This window comes from Streptomyces sp. ALB3, from assembly GCF_044385685.1.
Taxonomy (GTDB): Bacteria; Actinomycetota; Actinomycetes; order Streptomycetales; family Streptomycetaceae; genus Streptomyces.
In genome coordinates this window covers 90,549-109,923 of the sequence record NZ_JBISCE010000004.1, presented here as the reverse complement: position 1 = coordinate 109,923, position 19,375 = coordinate 90,549, and the positions used below count along the sequence as shown (strand labels likewise).

The following is a 19,375-nucleotide window of genomic DNA, read 5'->3' as shown; positions in this document are numbered from 1 at the left end:
GCCGCGTCGGATCGTCTCTCCACTGGCCGAACATCGCCCGTCGCCCCCTCGCGTTCCGCTTTCTCCCCGGCGCCATCCCTTCCACGGCGCAGCCCTGTTGGGGACGATACACCAGAGTCGTCACTCAGGGACATAGTCGGCCTACTCTCCGTTACCACCTGGGGCGTTGCCGGTACACAGTGCGCCCGGTCGGTTCCGGAGCGTGCTCAGACGGTGGTGAGCACGAGGTTGCCGACCGGCTCCCCGGCGGCGAAGCGGCTGAGCTGTCCGGCCAGCAGGCGCTTGGCCCGTGGCAGGAACGCGGAGGTGCTGCCCCCCACATGGGGAGTGATCAGAGTGTTCGGAGCATGCCAGAGAGGATGACCCTCGGGCAGGGGCTCGGGGTCGGTCACGTCGAGAGCGGCGCGCAGTCGCCCGGACTCGAGTTCGGACAGCAGGGCCGACGTGTCGACGACGGCGCCCCGCGCGACGTTCACGAGCAGGGCGCCGTCCCGCATCGCGGAGAGGAAGCCGGGGCCCACCAGCCCTTGTGTGGAGGGGTTCAGCGGAGTGGACAGGATGACGACGTCGGCCTCGGGGAGCAGGGCGGGAAGCTCTTCGATCGCGTGTACGGGGCCGCGTGCGGTTGCCCGTGCGGAGCGCGCGACGCGCATCACCCGCGCACACTCGAAGGGCGCGAGCCGGTCCTCTATGGCAGCGCCGATCGATCCGTAGCCCACCACGAGGACGGACTTGTCGGCGAGGGCCGGATAGAACCCGGACCGCCACTCCTCCTTGTCTTGGCCGTGTACGAAGCCGGGCAGTCCGCGGAGCGAGGCGAGGACCAGGGCGAGTGCGAGCTCCGCCGTCGAGGCCTCGTGCACGCCCTTCGCGTTGCACAGCCTCACCCCCGCGTGCAGCAGGCCGAGCCCCGGCTGCACGTGGTCGATGCCCGCGGACAGCGTCTGGACGACCTGGACCGCGTGCATCCCCCCGAGCGGACGGACCGCGACCTCCGGCCCCTTCATGTACGGGACGACGTAGAACGCACAGTCGGAGGGGTCCGCCGGGTAGTCCCGGCCGCCGTCCCAGAAACGGTAGTTGAGACCCTCGGGGAGACCCTCGATCTCGGCGGCGTCGAACGGCAGCCACACGTCGGCGGCAGATGCGGAAGTCATGGTCAGGAGGCTATGCGAAGGACGCGGAACCGCAGAGGTTACTTTGGGGTGCTGGTGGTCCCGTGATCATGGGGCCGAGGGAGGGTGCGGGGAGTTGGAGCGCAGGACTATCGGTGCGGCGGCGCTCGCCGTGGGCGCGGTCGGGCTGGGCTGTATGCCGATGAGCTGGGCCTACAGCACGTCGCAACAGCGCGGTGACCGCTCGGTGCGGACCGTGCACGCGGCGCTGGACGCGGGCGTCCAACTGCTCGACACGGCCGACATGTACGGGCCCTTCACCAACGAGCTGCTCGTCGGGCGGGCGCTCAAGGGCCGCCGGTCCGAGGCCTTCCTCTCCACCAAGTGCGGGCTGCTGGTGGGTGATCAGCACATCGTGGCCAACGGGCGTCCCGGTTATGTGCGGCGGGCCTGCGACGCCTCGCTGCGGCGGCTCCAGACCGATGTCATCGATCTCTACCAGCTGCACCGCGCGGACCCCGAGGTGCCGGTCGAGGAGACCTGGGGCGCGATGGCCGACCTGGTGACGGCCGGCAAGGTGCGGGCCCTCGGCCTGTGCGCGGTGGGCGCCAGGGCCGGCCGCGGGCCGGGGGCGCGGATGCATGACGCGACCATCCGGCAGCTGGAACGGATGCAGCAGGTCTTTCCCGTCAGCGCGGTACAGGCGGAGCTCTCCGTGTGGTCGCCCCAGGCGCTGGAGGACCTGCTGCCGTGGTGCGCGGCCCGGGGGGTGGGGGTGCTGGCCGCGATGCCGCTGGGCAGCGGCTATCTCACGGGCACGCTCAAGCCCGGCCACGGCTTCGAGCCGGACGACCCGCGGGCGAGACATCCCCGCTTCACCGCGGAGATGATGGCGGCGAACCAGCCGGTCGTGGCGGAGCTGCGCAGGATCGCGGAGCGGCACGGCGCCACTCCGGCGCAGGTGGCTCTGGCGTGGGTGCTGCGGCAGGGCCGTCATGTGGTGCCCGTGCCCGGCACGAAGCGCGAGCAGTGGGCCGTGGAGAACGCGGGGGCGGCGGAGCTGAGGCTCACGGACCGGGACCTGGCCGCGATCGCCGGGCTGCCGCGCGCCCGGGGTTCGTGGGACTGATGCCCGTGGGTCCGCGGGACTGATCTCCGTCCGGCTGACCGAAGGACACGCGTCCCGCGTCGTGGGACCGGCTCGGCGGCGGGAGAATCGACGAGGACCGGGAACCCGGGGCGGGGCACCGGTGTATGAACAGTAGTCGTGCGACCGTCGAAAGGATCGGTGCTGTGCAAAGTCCCGTGCTGCGCAAAGGGGCGGTGGCCCTGCTCGTCTCGGCCTCCCTCCTGCTGTCCGCCTGCTCGTCCGACGACGGCCGGGCGGCCGGTGAGGACGGCTCCTCTCCCCCGGCGGGCGCCGCGTCCGCTCCCCCCGCCTCGGTGAGCCCGTCGGCGGACCTGCCGCCGGCCAAGGGCTCGGTCGAGGTGGTGAAGACGCTCACGGACGGCCTCGCGTCCCCCTGGGGCCTCGCGGCACTGCCCGGCGGTGACCTGCTGGTCGCCTCACGTGACGAGGCGACGATCACCCGGATCGACGGAGAGACCGGCAGGAAGACCCTGCTGGGTTCCGTGCCGGGGGTCGCGCCCGCGAGTGAGGGCGGGCTGCTGGGCCTCGCGGTCGCCCCGACGTACGCCGCGGACCATCTCGTCTACGCGTACCTCACCACCGAGTCCGACAACCGCGTCGTCCGCCTCCAGTACGACGAGAAGAGGCCCGCCGGCCAGCAGTTGGGGGCTCCGGACACCATCCTCCGGGGCATCCCGAAGGGCTCCGTGCACAACGGCGGGCGGATCGCGTTCGGCCCCGACCGCATGCTCTACGCGGGCACCGGCGAGACGGGTGACACGGGCCTGTCCCAGGACAAGGCGTCGCTCTCGGGCAAGATTCTGCGCATGACGCCCGACGGTGAGCCGGTACACGGCAATCCCGAAGCCGACTCAGTCGTCTATTCGTACGGGCACCGCAACGTGCAGGGCCTGGCGTGGGACGGCGGGAAGCGGCTCTGGGCGGCGGAGTTCGGCCAGGACACCTGGGACGAGCTGAATCTGATCGAGCCGGGCGGGAATTACGGCTGGCCCGATGTCGAGGGCAAGGGGAAGAAGGCGGGGTTCGTCGACCCGGTGGCCCAGTGGAAGACCTCCGAGGCGTCGCCGAGCGGGATCGCCTACGCGGCGGGATCGATCTGGATGGCGGGGCTCCGGGGCGAGCGGCTGTGGCGGATCCCGCTGTCGGGCGAGGCGGACGGGGAACCGCTGGCCGCCCCCCAGGCGTTCCTGGAGGGGAAGTACGGCCGCCTGCGCACGGTGCTCGCCGCGGGTGGCGACAAGCTGTGGCTGGTCACGAGCAACACGGACGGACGCGGCACCGTGAAGCCGGGCGACGACCGCGTGCTGCTTCTGGAGGTGCGGTAGCCGGCGGGTGCCATGCCGGAGGGAGCACAGCGGGTGTGCGACTTCTTCGAGGAACTGTTCGCGCAGGAGTCCGCGCCGGCCCGTGGTTCTCCGGCCGGTCGTGCCCCCCGGCGCTCCCCGCCGGCGCCCGGGGCCCCGGCTCACCCCACGGTGTACAGCCGGAACCGGTGTGCGAGAGCGGCCGCCTCGCCACGGCTGGAGACGCTCAGCTTGGCCAGAATGTTGGACACATGCACGCTGGCTGTCTTCGGGGAGATGTACAGCTCCTCCGCGATCCGGCGGTTGGTGTATCCCGCCGCGACCAGCCGGTGCACTTCCCGCTCCCGTGACGTCAGCCCGAACGACTCGATGGCGTCCACCGCCGGGACGGGTGCGGCCGGCCGGGCTGCTCCGTCACCGGCCGCACCGCCGGGGACCGCGAGGGTGATACGGGCCCGGCCTGCCAGCAGTTCGATGCCTTCGGCGAGCGGCCGGGCACCGAGCCGGACCGCCACCGTGTGTGCCTCGCGCAGGAGTCCGGCCGCCGGCTCCCGGTCGCCGGAGGCGGTGAGGACGGCTTCCGCCCAGCGGTGACGGATCTGGGCCAGCTCGTAGGGGCGCTGGAGCGGAGCGAAGGCCGTCGCGGCACGGCTCCAGTGGTCCGGGGTGTCCAGGCCTTCCGCGCGTGCCAGTTCCGCCTCTATGAGCACCCCGTAGGCGGCCCATACGGGCACCAGCATCGGCAGCCGCCTGAGATGGCCCCGGATCCGTGCGAGGACCGCCGGGCGCCCGGGATCGGTGGCAGGCAGCCCTCGGGCGTCGCCCTCGATCGCGGCGGCGGCGTGGAGCAGCGGCAGGGAGTAACGCTGGGTCCCCGCCGGCAGGCCGATGTCGGACTGCGCCTCGAACATGGCGCGGGCCTCGAGGAGCCGGCCGTGCTGGGCAGCGAGGGTCATGGCATGCCGGACCGGGCAGATCAGGTGCTGCGGCTGCGGGTCGTGAAGGCCGAGATGGCGGCGGTTCAGGGCGAGTTGCTCCTCTGCCTCCTCGAAGTCCCCGCGAGCCAGAGCGAGATCGGTGCGGCGGGCGGCCACGAGTCCGTTCGACTTGCGGGACCGGGCCAGCGGGGCCGCCGCGTCCGCCGCCGCCCGGCTCTCCTCCCAGAGCCCCAGCGAGAAGTACGACTGCGCCTGGTTGGCCCGTACCCACGCCTCGGACTCGGGAAGGCCGTGGCCGTGGCAGATGTCGATGCCGTGGTCGGCGGCCGACACCGCTTCGAGGGAGCGGCCGGTGGATTCGAGCGAGGAGGGCAGGTTGATGGCGGCCCGGCTCATGACGCCCACCAGGTGCAGTTCCTCGGACCGGTCCCGGACGGCGCACATCTCGGCGATGCCCTCCTCCACGTCGCCCGCGTCGATCGTGAGCCACCCGCGGGTGAGCCGGGCGTGCAGTTCGATGGACTCCTCGCCGACGAGCCGGGCGTACTCCACGGCCCGGTCGGCGGCTACCAGGGTCTCCGGCCCGGGTTCGTGCAGGGCGCCCCAGCTGGCGACGGCCGCCAGGACGTCGGCGTGCACCGCGGACGGCTGGAGACCGCGCACCAGGTCCTCGGCGGTGGCCAGCTCGGCCCTGCCGTCCCCCCGGGAGAGGCCCTGCATCAACAAGGACCGCTGCACCCAGAACCAGGCCGCGCGCAGCGGGTCCGTGTCCCCGTCCAGGATGCGCAGGGCTTTCTTCGCGATGGCCAGGGACCGTTCGCGGTCTCCGCCGAAGCGGGCGGCGACCGTCGCCTCGGCCATCAGGTCGAGGTAGCGCAGCGGATCGGCCGGCTCGCAGCCGCACCCCGGATAGGCCTCGGCGTGGTCGAGCGGCCGCAGCGTGGCGCGTACCGTGTCGGGGACGTCGTCCCAGAGCTCCATCGCTCTTTCGAGCAGCTTGAGTTGCTCGCTGTACGCGTAGCGGCGCCTTGCTTCCACCGCTGCCTGGAGCACGGCGGGCAGTGCCTTGGCCACGTCGTGCGCGGCGTACCAGTAGCTGGCGAGACGCGCGGCGCGCTCATCGGTGCGTACGAGCGAGGGTTCGCTCTCCAGTGCTTCCGCGTAACGGCGGTTGAGGCGCGTGCGTTCGCCGGGCAGCAGGTCGTCGCTGACGGCCTCGCGGACCAGCGAGTGCCGGAAGCGGTATCCGTCGGTGTCGGGAGCGGGCAGCAGCAGGTTGGCGCCGACCGCCGCCCGCAGCGCCTCGTCGAGGTCGTCCTCGGCGAGGCCGGCGACGGCGGCGAGGAGCGGATGCTCGACCGTGGAGCCACCCTCGGCAATGATCCGGGCGACGCGTTGCGCGTCCTCGGGCAGCGCCTCGACGCGTACCAGGAGGAGGTCGCGCAGCGAGTCGGAGAGCCCGGAGCTGTCGCCGCAGCACTCCACACTGCGGGCGAGCTCCTCGACGAAGAAGGCGTTGCCGTCGGAGCGTTCGAAGATGTCGTCGACCAGTGCGGTGTCGGGGACGATCGCGAGGATGCCGGTCAGCTGCCGGCCGACCTCAGCGCGGCTGAAACGGTCGAGTTCGATCCGGCGGACCGTGCGGAGCCGGTCCAGCTCGGCCAGCAGCGGGCGCAGGGGGTGGCGGCGGTGGACGTCGTCGGCGCGGTACGTCCCGATCACGACGAGGCGGCCGCTGCGGAGGGTCCGGAAGAGGTAGGCGAGCAGATGGCGGGTGGAGGCGTCAGCCCAGTGCAGGTCCTCCAGGACGAGGACGACCGTACGGATCGCCGAGACCCGTTCCAGCAGCCGGGCGGCGAGTTCGAAAAGCCGGGCGGTGCCGTGCTCGTCGTTCGGCGTCCGGTCCGCCTCGCCCAGTTCGGGCAGCAGCCGGGCCAGTTCGCCCTCCTGCCCTGCCAGCGCCTCGGTCAGCTCCTCCGGAAGCGCCCGGCGCAGGGCCCGGAGCGCCGTGGCGAACGGGGCGTAGGGCAGGCCGTCCGCCCCGATCTCCACGCATCCGCCGACGGCCACGACGGCCTCGCGACGGCGGGCCGCCGTGATGAACTCCTCGACCAGCCGGGTCTTCCCGACGCCCGCTTCGCCACCGAGGAGCAGGGCCTGCGGCTCCCCGGCGGCGGCGCGGACGAGCGTGTCGGTGAGCGCGGCGAGTTCACCGGCTCGGCCGACGAAGACGGGGCTGACGGTGTTGGTCTCCACGTCGCCGAGCATCGCATACGCGTACGACGTCCCCGCGACCGATTTTCGCCGGACGTCCATGGTCACGCGGCGCGGACGAACCAGCTCCGGTTCTTTCCCACCCGCCCTTCGGTGTCGTGGCGTCCTGCGCGGCGGGCGGCACGGCGGGCGAGCACCGCCCGCCGGACGGCGCGCTGTTCCTCGGCCCTGCGGATCAGCTCGGCCACGGCGAGCTGGTGGATCTCGTACTCGTACATCGTGTTCTCCCTGGTGTGGGACGAGAGTGGGGGCACGGCTTGCTGCCGTGCCCCCACTCTCGTCCCACAGGGGTCGCCGCCACATCGGGCGAGTGCCGCATGTCCGCGGGCGGGAGGCCTTAGGCCCGGGTGACGGATGCCTTAGGGGGCGCCACGAGGACCTCAGCCGTCAGGAACCCCGGCCGCCCGGCCCTCAACCGTAAGGAGGCTCGGCCACCCGGGCCCTCAGGCCGGGAGGCTCAGCCGTGAGGGCCCTCAGCCGCCGGCTGCGGACGGCATCGCGACGAAGAGGTCGAGGTACATGCCCACGGAGATCAGCAGGCCGAGCACTCCGAGCGCGATGCCCGCCGTGGCGACGGAGCGGACCCAGCCGGCCATGGGGCGGAGCGAGGGGGTGCCGAAGGCGGGCCGCACCAGGACGAACACGCCGACGAGCAGGGCGAGCAGTGCGAAGAGCCCGTTGACGAGGGCCGTGCTGTGCCAGGCGTCCCCGTAGAGCTCGGAGATCTGCTGGGCGGCGCTGCCGCCGCCGGAGGTCTTGATCTGGCCGATCAGGGTCTCGCGCTCAGCTGCGACACGGCCGGTCCAGGCGCCCGAGAGCGAGACGATGCCGAGGCCGGCGGCCACGACGGCTGCGGCTCCGGTGCCGACCCCGGCGGCCGCGGCTGCCTCGGCCTCGTCGTAGGGGTCGGGCTCCAGCTCGACCTCCAGGCCGTCCTCCGCGGCCGCGTCCGTCGCGGCGACGTCCATGGCGGTCACGTCGGAGGCGGGAACGCCCGGTGCCGCGTCGGCCGGTGCCCCGCCCTCGGGGGAGCCGGCCTTCTTCGTCACGTCCGGTGCGGCGGTGGTCCCGTCCGCCGCCTTCTTCTCCTCGGTGTCGTCAGTGGTCGGAGTGGAGGGGGTGGTGTTCATGTGCCGCACGCTAGGGGGCCCGTATGAGAACCTCCTTAACACCGAGCGCCTCAGTCCCGCCCCTTACGCCACTCGGAGGCCAGGACCGCCCAGATCTCCTGGTCGTGACGCTTGCCGCGGTACGGGTAGGCCTCCCGCAGGACGCCCTCGCGCGTCATGCCGAGCCGCTCGGCCGCGGCGACGCTGCGGGTGTTGGCGGCGGAGGCGACCCATTCCACCCGGTGCATCCCCCGCACGTCGAAGGCCCAGTCGATCAGCGTTCTCGACGCGCGGTTGACCAGGCCCCGCCCCTGCCCGGCCGGCTCCAGCCAGCAGCCGATCTCGCAGTTCCCTGTCTCCGCCTCGAATATCCGGAACAGGACGCCGCCGACCAGTGCGCCGTCCAGCCAGATGCCGTAGAGACGGCCGGTGTCGGCGGCCTGCTTGTCCGCGTACCGCTGGAGCAGTGCGCGTGCCGAGGCGGGATCCGTGGCTGCCGCGGCGAACGGGATCCACGGATCGACGAGGCCGCGCGCCCGGTCCATGTGTGCCAGGAACTCCTCCGCCTGCCAGGGCTCCAGCGGGCGGAGCTCGGCCCCGTCCTCACCCAGTGACACCGTGAACACAGTGGCTCTCCTCGGTCTTCTCGCTCTCGGGACTCAGTGGACGCGCGCGACGGTCCGGCCGGCTTCGTCGGTGCGCTTCCCCGGGATTTTCGCACGCGGTGCCGTGCGGTCCGGCGGCTCGATGCTGAAGTGCGGGAGCATCCGGTCCAGCCGGGCGGGAAGCCACCAGTTGGCACCTCCGAGCATGTGCATCAGGGCGGGCACCAGCAGGGTTCGCAGGACGAAGGCGTCGAGCGCGACGGCGGCGGCCAGCGCGGTGCCGAACATCGCGATGACGCGGTCGCCGCTGAGGACGAAGGCGAGGAAGACCGCGATCATGATCACGGCCGCCGAGTTGATCACCCGGCCGGTCTCGGCGAGGCCGACCCGCACCGACCGGCGGTTGTCACCGGTCGCCAGCCATTCCTCGTACATCCGGCCGACGAGGAAGACCTGGTAGTCCATCGACAGCCCGAAGAGCACCGAGACCATGATCACCGGGAGGAAGGGCTCGATGGGGCCCGCGCTCCCGAGCCCCATCAGCTCGCTCCCCCACCCCCACTGGAACACCGCGACGACGACCCCGAAGGAGGCGGCCACGGCGGCCACGTTCATCACGGCGGCCTTGAGGGGGACGGCGAGGGAGCGGAAGGCCAGCAGCAGCAGGAGACAGCCGAGTCCGACGACCACCCCGACGAAGAGCGGCAGTTTGCCGATGATGATGTCCGCGAAGTCGTCGTAGCCGGCCGTCACGCCGCCCACGTGGACGCGGAGCGAGGTGGTGTCCTCCATCGGCGGCAGCACGTCGCGACGCAGCCGGTCGACGAGTTCGCTGGTCCGCTGCGACTGCGGTGAGGTCTCGGGCACGACGGTGAGGAAGGCGGTGTCGCCACTGCTGTTGTACGTCACCGGACTCACCGAGGCGACGCCGTCGGTGTCCCGCAGCACCGCGGGCAGGCCGTCCAGGGCGAGCCGGTCGTCGGCTCCGTCGAGTCGGGCGGCCAGTGTCAGCGGTCCGTTGACTCCGGCGCCGAATCCGTCGGCCAGGAGGTCGTATGCCTGCCGGGTGGTGGCCGTGGCGGGATTGTGGCCCTGGTCGGAGGTGCCCAGGTGCAGGGAGAACGTGGGGACGGCGAGCACCGCCATGAAGGCCGCCGCGACCGCTCCCAGGAGACGGGGGCGGCGCTCGACGAAGGCCGACCAGCGGGCGGCGAAGCCGGTGGTCCGTCCGGCCCGCGGTCCGTTCTCCGCCAGCCGCACGCGCTCTCGCCGGCCCAGGGCCCGCATGCCGATGAAGGAGAGCAGGGCGGGGAGCAGGGTCACGGAGGCGGCTACGGTCAGCACGACGGTGAGGGAGGCGGCGACCGCGACACCGTTGAGGAAACCGAGCCTCAGGACCAGCATGCCCAGCAGGGCGACGCAGACGGTGGCTCCGGCGAAGACGACTGCGCGCCCCGTCGTCGCGACGGCGTTCCGGGCCGCTTCGGGGACGGACAGGCCGCTCCGCAGTCCTCGTCTGTGCCGGGTGACGATGAAGAGGGCGTAGTCGATACCGACGCCGAGCCCGATGAGCATGCCGAGCATCGGCGCGAAGTCCGCGACGGTCATGACGTGCCCGAGCAGCACCGTGCCCGCGTACGCGGTGCCGACGGAGACCAGGGCGGTGGCGATGGGCAGCAGGCTCGCGGCGAGCGAGCCGAAGGCCAGGAAGAGGACGACCCCGGCGACGACCACCCCGATGGCCTCGCTCAGGTGGAGGGTGGGAGCTTCGGCCGGTGCGACGGCGACGCCCCCGAGCTCGACCTGGAGCCCTTCACCCGCGGCCTCCTGCGCTGTGTCGACGACGGCCTGTGCCTGTCCCGGCGGGAGGTCGCCGGCCCGGTGGTCGAAGGTGACCGTCGCGTAGGCGGTGCGGCCGTCCGCGCTGATCTGTCCCCGCGCCTGCGGCCCGTAGGGGCCGGTGACGTCACCGACACCGGGCAGGGTGCCGATCGTGTGCAGCGTCGTGGTCATCGTCCGCTCCACGCCGGCGTCGCGGACAGTGGCTTCAGGGGTGTGCCAGACGACGGTCGCGGTGTCGCCGCCGAGGTCTCCGAACCCCCTCTCCAGGAGCTCACCCGCGCGGCCGGACTCGGTGCCCGGAACCTCGTAGTCGTGGGAGTACGCGGACCCCGCGAAGCCCGCCGCGGTGGCCGTGCCCCCGAGTGCGAACAGCCAGATGAGGACGGCGGCGAGGCGGTGCTCGAGACACCAGCGTGCGATGGCGGCCAACGGACGTGCTCCTGGGGTTCGTGGACCGTAGGGGGACATGAGGGGTACATCCCACCAAGTCGCATGACCTGAGAGCTTCACTCTGTCAGCGATTTCCAGCCATGTGCCGCTTTCGTGGTCATGCTCACATGGCTTGTTCTCGACGTCACCGCACGCTCGCGCGCGCTCACCCGGCCCGCCGTCCGTCCCGTCCGTCAGCCGGAGACGCTCGCCCTGCCGTTCTCGATGTGACCCATCAGACGGCGCCGGAAGGAGCCCGCTTCGCCGGCCGTCACCTCGATGTCGTACCAGCCGTGGGCGTCGGCCGCCGAGTGCACGACCGTACGGCTGCGCCCCGGCTTGACCGCGACCGTCCGGGTCCAGTCCCGCAGGTCGTCCTCCTCGACGTATCCGAGGGGCCGCACGGTGTAGGTCAGCGTCCGCCCGCCGTTGTTGCGCAGCGTGAGGTGCAGGTCCCGCTCGTGGGCGTCGATGCGGGAGGAGACTTCCGCGGCACCGTCGGACGCTCCCTCGAACTCCCGCCGGAAACCGTTCGGTCCGGTGACCGTGAAGCGGTAGGCCTCACCGGGCAGCGGCACCGTCCACCGTGCGGTGCCCCTGACGTCCCGGTGCTGCGGGACGGGGAACTCCCCCGCGTACGGATAGAGGGTGAAGTGGGCGGAGGACCTGCCGGTGTTGACGAGGTCCAGGCGCAGCCCGGCGTCCACGCGCCTGGCCTGCGCGTCCGGCTGGTAGGGCAGGGAGCGGGCCGGGCGGACGCCCGGCTCCTGGACGGGCATGTGCTGAACGGCCGGCGGCCTCGGCTGCCAGCGTCCGCCGTACGGAGGGATCGCGGCGGGCGGCTCCGTCTCCGGCTGCCGCCGTGGGCGGGTGAAGTCGAACGCGGAGGTCAGGTCGCCGGTGATCCGGCGGCGCCAGTCACCGATGTTCGGCTCCCCGACCCCCGTCAGGCGCTCCAGGAGGCGGATCACGGAGGTGTGGTCGAAGACCTCGGAGCAGACGTATCCGCCGACCGACCACGGGGAGACGACCAGCAGCGGGACCCGGACGCCGAGTCCGGTGGGGCTGCCCTTCCAGTGCTCCTCCGTCACCTCCACCGGAGCGACCGGCGGCGGCACGTGGTCGAAGAAGCCGTCGTTCTCGTCGTAGTTGATGAGGACGGCGGTGCGCCGCCACACGTCGGGGTGCCTGCCGAGCGCGTCCAGGACCTTGTAGACGATCGTCGCGCTGTGCGCCGGCGAGGAGACGCTCGGATGCTCGGAGTCGACTGCCGAGGGGACCAGATAGGAGACCTCGGGCAGTGTCCCAGCCGCCACGTCCTTGGCGAACTCCTCCGCGAGGGTGCCCGTGCGCACCCGTCGCAGTCCCCGTTCGAACAGACTGCGCTCGGCCGCCGGCAGGGCGGCGACGCCCTCGTCGAGCAGCCCCAGCAGCCGCTCCCTCTCCACGTCGCCGTCCGCGTCGCGCACGGTGGCGTAGAAGGACTCCATGTAGGTGTGACCGCCCGTCCTCGCGAGGGCCTTGCGGGCGATGGCCTTGAAGGTGGCGAAGAACTCGATCTGGTTGTCGGTGAAGTTCTCCCACTCGGTGTACGTCTTCCAGCTGCGTCCGGCCTTCTCCAGCCGCTCCGCGTAGGTACCCCAGTCGTATCCGGGATGGTTGCCCTCGTCGTACGCGTCGTTGCCCACGGCCCGCTCGCCGTTGGACTCGTGACCCGTCCTGCCGCTCCACAGGTGGTTGCGGTTGGGGCTGGTGGAGGTGTGGATCGAGGAGTGGTAGGCGTCGCAGACCGTGAAGGTGTCGGCGAGTTCGTAGTGCAGCGGGATGTCGCCGCGGTCGTAGTAGGCCATCGTCGCGGCGGTCTTGGCGGTGACCCATCCGTTCATCCAGCCGCCGGCCCACGCCGTGGCGCCGCCGTTCCAGGAGTGGTCGAGCGCGCCGATGTACTGCAGGTCCTTCTTCTGCGCCTCCGCTGCCCCGCGCACGGGGAACGGCAGCACGGCCGAGCCCGTAGGACCCGGCTGCTCGAAGACGGACCGGCCGGAGGGGAGTTCGATCGCGTTGCGGTCGCCGAAGCCGCGCACCCCGCGCAGTGTCCCGAAGTAGTGATCGAAGGAACGGTTCTCCTGCATCAGGATCACCACGTGCTCGATGGCGTCGAGTCCCGCACCACCGGACCGCCCGGCCGAGGGCTGTGCGGCGATCGCGGCCTGGAGCGACGGGGGCAGGAACGATCCCGCCGCCGCTGCGCCGAGAGCACCGCCCCCGAGCGCGAGGAGCCGCCGCCGTGACATGTCCGTGGTCAAATGAGCCTCCCGATTCCGTGCCTACGGCTGGAAGCTAGCCACGCCGGATGGCTGCGGAAAGACCGCCGTACGGCCTGGCGGTGAACGTCCCGCAGGCCGGCCCGGGCAAGGCGAAGGGGGCGGCACACCCGGTGAACGGGTGCACCGCCCCCCAGGGGCGCTCGGGGGATCAGCCCTCGACGCCGAGCTTCTCCAGGATCAGCTCACGCACACGCGCCGCGTCCGCCTGGCCACGGGTGGCCTTCATGACAGCGCCCACCAGCGCGCCGGCCGCCGCCACCTTGCCGCCACGGATCTTGTCCGCGATGGCCGCGTTGGCCGCGATGGCCTCGTCCACGGCGGTGCCCAGCGCGCCCTCGTCCGAGACGACCTTCAGCCCGCGCTTCTCGACGACGGTGTCCGGGTCGCCCTCACCCGCGAGGACGCCCTCGAGGACCTGGCGCGCCAGCTTGTCGTTGAGGTCGCCGGAGGTGACCAGCTCCGCCACCCGGGCGACCTGGGCGGGGGTGACCGGCAGCTCGTCCAGGCTGCGGCCGGTCTCGTTGGCGTTACGGGCGAGCTCGCCCATCCACCACTTGCGCGCCTGGTCGGAGGGAGCGCCCGCGTCCGTCGTCGCGACGATCAGGTCGACGGCGCCCGCGTTGAGGATGGACTGCATGTCGTGCTCGTTGACACCCCACTCCTCCTTCAGCCGCTTGCGGCGCAGCCGGGGCAGTTCGGGAAGCCCCTTGCGGAGCTCCTCGACCCAGTCGCGGGAAGGGGCGACCGGTACCAGGTCCGGCTCGGGGAAGTAGCGGTAGTCCTCGGCGTTGTCCTTGATGCGGCCGGCCGTGGTGGAGCCGTCCTCCTCGTGGAAGTGCCGGGTCTCCTGCACGATCGTCCCGCCGGAGTTCAGCACCGCGGCGTGGCGCTGGATCTCGAAGCGGGCGGCCCGCTCGACGGAGCGCAGCGAGTTGACGTTCTTCGTCTCGGAGCGGGTGCCGAACGTCTCGGTGCCGTGGGGGCGCAGCGACAGGTTGACGTCGCAGCGCATCTGGCCCATCTCCATCCGGGCCTCCGAGACGCCGAGCGCCTTGATGAGCTCGCGGAGCTCGGCGACGTACGCCTTGGCCACCTCGGGGGCACGTGCGCCCGCGCCCTCGATCGGCTTGGTGACGATCTCGATGAGCGGGATGCCCGCGCGGTTGTAGTCGAGCAGCGAGTGGGAGGCGCCGTGGATACGGCCCGTGGCCCCGCCGACGTGCGTCGACTTGCCGGTGTCCTCCTCCATGTGCGCGCGCTCGATCTGCACGCGGAAGATCTCCCCGTCCTCCAGCTGGACGTCCAGATAGCCGTCGTAGGCGATCGGCTCGTCGTACTGGGAGGTCTGGAAGTTCTTCGGCATGTCCGGATAGAAGTAGTTCTTCCGGGCGAAGCGGCACCACTCGGCGATCTCGCAGTTCAGCGCGAGCCCGATCTTGATGGCGGACTCGACGCCGATCTCGTTGACGACCGGCAGAGCGCCCGGCAGCCCGAGGCAGACCGGGCAGGTCTGCGAGTTCGCGTCCTGCTTGAGCTCGGTCGAGCACCCGCAGAACATCTTCGTCTTGGTGCCGAGCTCCACATGGACCTCGAGGCCCATGACGGGGTCGTACGTCGCGAGGGCATCCTCGTACGACTCCAGGTCGATGACAGTCACGATGAAACTTTCCCTCTCAGCCCAGCAGGACGTCGTCGTCGCCGAGACGCTTGAGCTCGCGGTAGAGGATCGCGATACCGGTCACGATCGCGGCGGCGGATACGGCGGCGTCGATCAGCCGCAGCGTGTCGTTGTCCTGGCGGGCCATCCTCGCCTGCTTGACGACGCTGAGCGCGCCGAAGGCGGTGGTGCCCAGGGACACGTACACGCCGGACTTGGACTTCTTGAAGTTCTTGGCCTTCTTAGCCATTGCGCTCATAGTGACGGAGCCTCCTCAAGCAGCGGGTGCCCCCACTTTTCCACGAAAGCGGCCTCGACGGCTGCTCCGACCTTGTACAGCCGGTCGTCCTTCATGGCGGGGGCGATGATCTGCAGTCCGACCGGCAGGCCGTCCTCCGGGGCCAGGCCGCAGGGCAGCGACATGGCGGAGTTGCCGGCGAGGTTGGTCGGAATGGTGCACAGGTCCGCGAGGTACATCGCCATCGGGTCGTCGGCGCGCTCGCCGATCGGGAAGGCGGTGGTGGGCGTCGTCGGCGAGACGATGACGTCCACCTGCTCGAACGCCTTCTCGAAGTCCTGGGTGATGAGGGTGCGGACCTTCTGCGCCGAGCCGTAGTACGCGTCGTAGTAGCCGGAGCTGAGCGCGTACGTACCGAGGATGATGCGGCGCTTGACCTCGTCGCCGAAGCCGGCCTCGCGGGTGAGGGCGGTGACGTCCTCGGCGGAGCGCGTGCCGTCGTCGCCGACCCGCAGGCCGTAGCGCATGGCGTCGAAGCGCGCCAGGTTCGAGGAGCACTCCGAGGGCGCGATGAGGTAGTACGCCGACAGGGCGAGGTCGAAGGACGGGCAGTCCAGCTCGACGATCGTGGCGCCGAGGGACTTCAGCAGCTCGACCGACTCGTTGAACCGCTGGACGACCCCGGCCTGGTAGCCCTCACCGGCGAACTGCTTGACCACGCCGACGCGCATGCCCTGCACGGAGCCGTTGCGGGCGGCCTCGACGACCGGCGGCACCGGCGAGTCGATGGACGTCGAGTCGAGCGGGTCGTGTCCGCCGATGACCTCGTGCAGCAGCGCCGCGTCCAGGACCGTGCGGGCGCAGGGGCCGCCCTGGTCGAGGGAGGACGAGAAGGCGACCATGCCGTAGCGGGAGACTCCGCCGTAGGTGGGCTTCACGCCGACGGTCCCGGTGACGGCGGCGGGCTGGCGGATGGAGCCGCCGGTGTCCGTGCCGATGGCGAGCGGCGCCTCGAAGGAGGCCAGCGCGGCGGAGGAGCCGCCGCCGGAACCGCCCGGGATGCGGGTGAGGTCCCAGGGGTTGCCGGTCGGGCCGTAGGCGCTGTTCTCGGTGGAGGACCCCATGGCGAACTCGTCCATGTTGGTCTTGCCGAGGATGACGACGTCGGCCGCCTTCAGCTTCTTCGTGAGGGTCGCGTCGTACGGCGGGACCCAGCCCTCGAGGATCTTCGAACCGACGGTGGTCGGCATGTCCCGCGTGGTGAAGATGTCCTTGAGCGCGAGCGGGACGCCGGCCAGCGGGCCGAGCTTCTCGCCCGCCTCGCGCTTGGCGTCGACGGCGCGGGCCTGCGCGAGCGCCCCCTCGCGGTCGATGTGCAGGAAGGCGTGGACCTTCTCGTCGATGGCGTCGATCCGGGCCAGGTGGGCCTCGGTGACCTCGACGGCCGTCAGCTCGCCTGAGGCGATCTTCGCGGCGATCTGGGCCGCGGTGAGCTTGATGATGGTGCTGATGTCCGTCATGGCGGTTAGTCCTCCCCCAGGATCTGCGGCACCTTGAAACGCTGCTGCTCCTGGGCCGGGGCGCCGGAGAGCGCCTGCTCGGGGGTGAGCGACGGACGGACCTCGTCCGCGCGCATGACGTTGGTCAGCGGCAGCGGGTGGGAGGTCGGCGGTACGTCTTGGTCGGCGACCTCGGAGACGCGGGCGACCGCGCCGATGATGTCGTCGAGCTGACCGGCGAAGTGCTCGAGCTCTTCGCCCTTCAGCTCCAGACGCGCCAGCCGGGCGAGGTGGGCGACCTCCTCGCGCGTGATGCCAGGCATGCAGCGATCCTCAGGGTTTGGTGTGTGGTTTTGGCCCAATCCTATGGGGTCGCCGGGCACCTCCGCGGCGGGCGGATCGAGCCCGGCCACCGATTAGGGACAAAACGACCCCGGGTCGGGCCTTCGCCCGCAGCGCCCCGGGGCGTTGCCGGGCCTCGGACCCGCACCGGACCGGGCGTTGCCGGGCCTCAGGCCGTCGCCGTGCCGGGGTTCAGGGCGCGTCCCGCGGGCCTGGGCGCCGGCTCGGCCGCCACTGCCGGCTCGGCAGCGGCTTCCCGCTCCCCCGGCCGTCGCCATCCGTGCTCGCCGCGCGCCCGCAGCCAGGCCGTCGTCTCCTGCGGCGGCATCGCGGCGGCGACGAGCCACCCCTGGACCGCGTCGCACTGCAGGTCCCGCAGCCGCTCCCAGGTCTCGTCGTCCTCGACCCCCTCGGCGACGACGATCAGTCCCAGCGAGTGGGCCAGGTCGATGGTGCAGCGGACGATCTCGGCGTCCTCGTGGTCCACGGCCAGCCGCGCCACGAACGACCGGTCGATCTTGAGTTCGCTGACCGGCAGCTTCCGCAGGTGGACGAGGGAGGAGTAGCCCGTGCCGAAGTCGTCGAGGGACATCTTCACCCCGTGCCCGGTCAGCCCCGCCAGGGTGTCGGCGGCCCGCTGCGGGTCCTCCAGCAGGACGTGCTCGGTTATCTCCAGTTGCAGGGCGCCGGCCGGGACTCCGTGCCGGGCGAGCCGTGCGGCGACGCTGCCGGCGAAGCCGGGGGTGTGGACGTCGCGCGGCGAGACGTTGACCGCGACGGGGACGAACAGCCCCTGCGCCCGCCACCTGGCCACCTGCGCCAGCGCCGTCTCCAGCACGTACTCGGTGAGGTGCGGCATCAGTCCGGAGGATTCCGCGATCGCGATGAACTCGTCCGGGGGGACCCGGCCACGCTCCGGATGGACCCAGCGCACGAGCGCCTCGAGGCCGGCGACCTGGCCGTCGAAGCGGACCTTGGGCTGGTAGTGGAGTTCGACCTCACGGGCGTCCAGGGCCCGGCGCAGATCACCCAGCAGACCGAGACGGTCGGGGGTGTTGCTGTCGCGCTTGGACTCGTAGACCTCCACGCCCGTGCGGTCCCGCTTGGCCTGGTACATGGCGACGTCCGCCCGCCGGAGCAGCCCTTCGGCGTCGAGAGCGTGGTCGGGGTGGACGGCGACCCCCGCGCTCGCCTCCAGCACCAGCGTGAGCCCGTCCAGGTCGAGGGGCGAGGAGAGTGCGGCGACCAGGTGGCGGGCGATGCGCTGGGCACTGGTGATCGAGTCCGCGGTCGGCAGCAGCACGGCGAACTCGTCGCCGCCGAGCCGCGCGGCCTCCGCCCCGCGTGGCAGGGCGAGCCGCAGTCGCTCCGCTATCTGGAGCAGGAGGCGGTCCCCGGCGAGATGTCCGAGGGTGTCGTTGACGGCCCGGAAGCGGTCCAGGTCGATCAGGACGAGTGCGGACCTGGCACCGGTGCCGTCGGCCTCGTCCAGCGCCGTCCACGTCCGCTCCAGGAGCCACTGCCGGTTGGGCAGGCCGGTGAGCGGATCCCTCAGCTGCTCCTCGGCCCGCGCGCGGGCGATCCACAGCGTGGAGTCGAGGGCGATCAGCGGGACGGCGAAGAGCGGCAGGAGCACCGGTTTCGCCGACGCCACCACACAGATCAGCGGGGCGATGCCGAGCAGGGCGACCGCGACGAGGCCCTGGCGCAGCAGCGCGGTGCGGGCGATCGTCGGCAGCCCGCCGTGCTGGGACGCCCTGGCGTACCAGAGCAGGACGCGGGTGACCAGGAGATAGGCACCGGCCGCGAGCAGCACGTCCGGTAAGGACCCGATGCCCCAGTGGAGCGGCCGCCAGGGCGCCTCCACGCTCGGCGCCTCACCGAGGGCGGACAGCACGAGCGCGGCCGCGCCGATGCCGAGTATGTCGACCGCTCCGTGGAGCAGCCCCTGCCACCAGCGGTGACGCCTGGCGGTGCCCACGAGCACCACGACGACGAGGCTGACCAGGCCGGCGGCCACCCAGCCGTAGAGCAGCAGGACGGCGAGGGTGAGTGCCGCGCCCGAGCCTGTTCCGCCCCACCAGCGGTCCCTGCCGAGGGCGACCAGGTGGCCCACGATGATTCCGGTGAGCAGGGCGAGCGACCAGCCCGCGGTCCCGTCGGGGAAGAGGGCGCGGCCGTCCTGGACCGTCCGGTAGAACCCGGTCGCGAGCTGCGCGGCGGCGACCGCCACGACGACGGCGCCCACCTTGGGCGTGAGGTCCACGAAACCCTGCAGCCGCGACACCGGTGCGGCGCTCTCGGTCGGTTCCATTCCGTCCCTCTCACAGCCGGCGGTGCCGATGTCCCATGGTGGCCCCCGCTCCCATGCCACCACGACCCGGATCCCACGAGGCGGCCGGGCACGGGCAGGCGCTCGTTCAACAGTAGGCCGACGAAGCCCCCCACGGGCAGCGCTCTGCAGCTCTTGCCCGAATGCGGCCCGACACTCCTGACTTTCCGATATGCGCCGAACGGGTGAGACGGGCGAGCCGGGCCGGGCTTTC

14 protein-coding genes are annotated in these 19,375 nt (G+C 71.8%); 2 read left to right on the top strand and 12 right to left on the bottom strand.

Annotated features, from left to right (window positions below; all coding sequences use genetic code 11):
• Window positions 1-206 precede the first annotated feature (206 nt).
• Window positions 207-1,157, bottom strand: coding sequence for a 2-hydroxyacid dehydrogenase (locus ACHFIV_RS05935; RefSeq protein ID WP_398964411.1), 951 nt, complete (start codon window positions 1,155-1,157; stop codon window positions 207-209).
• A gap of 94 nt (window positions 1,158-1,251) precedes the next feature.
• Between ACHFIV_RS05935 and ACHFIV_RS05930 the strand changes: the two genes are divergently transcribed.
• Together ACHFIV_RS05930 and ACHFIV_RS05925 are read left to right on the top strand one after the other, a co-directional pair.
• Window positions 1,252-2,244, top strand: coding sequence for an aldo/keto reductase (locus ACHFIV_RS05930; RefSeq protein WP_398964409.1), 993 nt, complete (start codon window positions 1,252-1,254; stop codon window positions 2,242-2,244).
• 125 nt (window positions 2,245-2,369) lie between these two features.
• Entirely contained in the window at window positions 2,370-3,590 is a 1,221-nt protein-coding gene (locus tag ACHFIV_RS05925; protein ID WP_398964407.1) for a PQQ-dependent sugar dehydrogenase, read from the top strand.
• A 140-nt stretch (window positions 3,591-3,730) separates the two neighbouring features.
• Here ACHFIV_RS05925 and ACHFIV_RS05920 read toward each other — a convergent pair whose 3' ends face one another.
• The 11 genes from ACHFIV_RS05920 to ACHFIV_RS05870 form a co-directional block, all read right to left on the bottom strand.
• On the bottom strand, window positions 3,731-6,823 hold the full coding sequence (locus ACHFIV_RS05920; RefSeq protein WP_398964483.1) for a helix-turn-helix transcriptional regulator: 3,093 nt from the start codon (window positions 6,821-6,823) through the stop codon (window positions 3,731-3,733).
• 2 nt (window positions 6,824-6,825) lie between these two features.
• Complete coding sequence (locus ACHFIV_RS05915; protein WP_398964405.1) at window positions 6,826-6,999, bottom strand: hypothetical protein; 174 nt, start codon at window positions 6,997-6,999, stop codon at window positions 6,826-6,828.
• Between the two features lie 255 nt (window positions 7,000-7,254).
• Entirely contained in the window at window positions 7,255-7,911 is a 657-nt protein-coding gene (locus ACHFIV_RS05910) for a hypothetical protein (protein WP_398964403.1), read from the bottom strand.
• A 50-nt stretch (window positions 7,912-7,961) separates the two neighbouring features.
• The gene (locus ACHFIV_RS05905) at window positions 7,962-8,516 is read right to left on the bottom strand and encodes a GNAT family N-acetyltransferase (protein WP_398964402.1); all 555 of its coding nucleotides are present in this window, start codon (window positions 8,514-8,516) and stop codon (window positions 7,962-7,964) included.
• Window positions 8,517-8,549: 33 nt separating this feature from the next.
• Window positions 8,550-10,766 carry an MMPL family transporter gene (locus ACHFIV_RS05900; protein ID WP_398964401.1) on the bottom strand — a complete coding sequence of 739 codons (2,217 nt, stop codon included), beginning with the start codon at window positions 10,764-10,766 and terminating at the stop codon, window positions 8,550-8,552.
• Window positions 10,767-10,960: 194 nt separating this feature from the next.
• Window positions 10,961-13,072, bottom strand: coding sequence for a phosphocholine-specific phospholipase C (locus ACHFIV_RS05895; protein ID WP_398964399.1), 2,112 nt, complete (start codon window positions 13,070-13,072; stop codon window positions 10,961-10,963).
• Between the two features lie 169 nt (window positions 13,073-13,241).
• Window positions 13,242-14,750: an Asp-tRNA(Asn)/Glu-tRNA(Gln) amidotransferase subunit GatB gene (gatB, locus tag ACHFIV_RS05890; RefSeq protein WP_398964397.1), complete on the bottom strand. Its 1,509-nt coding sequence runs from the start codon at window positions 14,748-14,750 to the stop codon at window positions 13,242-13,244.
• A gap of 16 nt (window positions 14,751-14,766) precedes the next feature.
• Entirely contained in the window at window positions 14,767-15,009 is a 243-nt protein-coding gene (locus ACHFIV_RS05885) for a hypothetical protein (protein WP_358674480.1), read from the bottom strand.
• On the bottom strand, window positions 15,006-16,508 hold the full coding sequence (gene gatA, locus ACHFIV_RS05880; RefSeq protein WP_398964395.1) for an Asp-tRNA(Asn)/Glu-tRNA(Gln) amidotransferase subunit GatA: 1,503 nt from the start codon (window positions 16,506-16,508) through the stop codon (window positions 15,006-15,008). Before gatA ends, ACHFIV_RS05885 begins: the two co-directional genes overlap by 4 nt.
• Window positions 16,509-16,513: 5 nt before the next feature.
• A complete protein-coding gene (gene gatC / locus ACHFIV_RS05875; protein ID WP_014153935.1) occupies window positions 16,514-16,810 on the bottom strand; it encodes an Asp-tRNA(Asn)/Glu-tRNA(Gln) amidotransferase subunit GatC in 297 nt (98 codons plus the stop codon).
• Between the two features lie 188 nt (window positions 16,811-16,998).
• Entirely contained in the window at window positions 16,999-19,143 is a 2,145-nt protein-coding gene (locus ACHFIV_RS05870) for a putative bifunctional diguanylate cyclase/phosphodiesterase (RefSeq protein WP_398964392.1), read from the bottom strand.
• Window positions 19,144-19,375 lie beyond the last annotated feature (232 nt).

What these genes read in the sequence shown, in the direction of transcription:
- ACHFIV_RS05935 (WP_398964411.1), bottom strand. Translation starts at nt 1,157, where the DNA reads ATGACTTCCGCATCTGCCGCCGACGTGTGGCTGCCGTTCGACGCCGCC.
- ACHFIV_RS05925 (WP_398964407.1), top strand. Translation starts at nt 2,370, where the DNA reads ATGAACAGTAGTCGTGCGACCGTCGAAAGGATCGGTGCTGTGCAAAGT.
- ACHFIV_RS05920 (WP_398964483.1), bottom strand. Translation starts at nt 6,823, where the DNA reads ATGGACGTCCGGCGAAAATCGGTCGCGGGGACGTCGTACGCGTATGCG.
- ACHFIV_RS05915 (WP_398964405.1), bottom strand. Translation starts at nt 6,999, where the DNA reads ATGTACGAGTACGAGATCCACCAGCTCGCCGTGGCCGAGCTGATCCGC.
- ACHFIV_RS05910 (WP_398964403.1), bottom strand. Translation starts at nt 7,911, where the DNA reads ATGAACACCACCCCCTCCACTCCGACCACTGACGACACCGAGGAGAAG.
- ACHFIV_RS05885 (WP_358674480.1), bottom strand. Translation starts at nt 15,009, where the DNA reads ATGAGCGCAATGGCTAAGAAGGCCAAGAACTTCAAGAAGTCCAAGTCC.
- gatA (WP_398964395.1), bottom strand. Translation starts at nt 16,508, where the DNA reads ATGACGGACATCAGCACCATCATCAAGCTCACCGCGGCCCAGATCGCC.
- gatC (WP_014153935.1), bottom strand. Translation starts at nt 16,810, where the DNA reads ATGCCTGGCATCACGCGCGAGGAGGTCGCCCACCTCGCCCGGCTGGCG.
- ACHFIV_RS05870 (WP_398964392.1), bottom strand. Translation starts at nt 19,143, where the DNA reads ATGGAACCGACCGAGAGCGCCGCACCGGTGTCGCGGCTGCAGGGTTTC.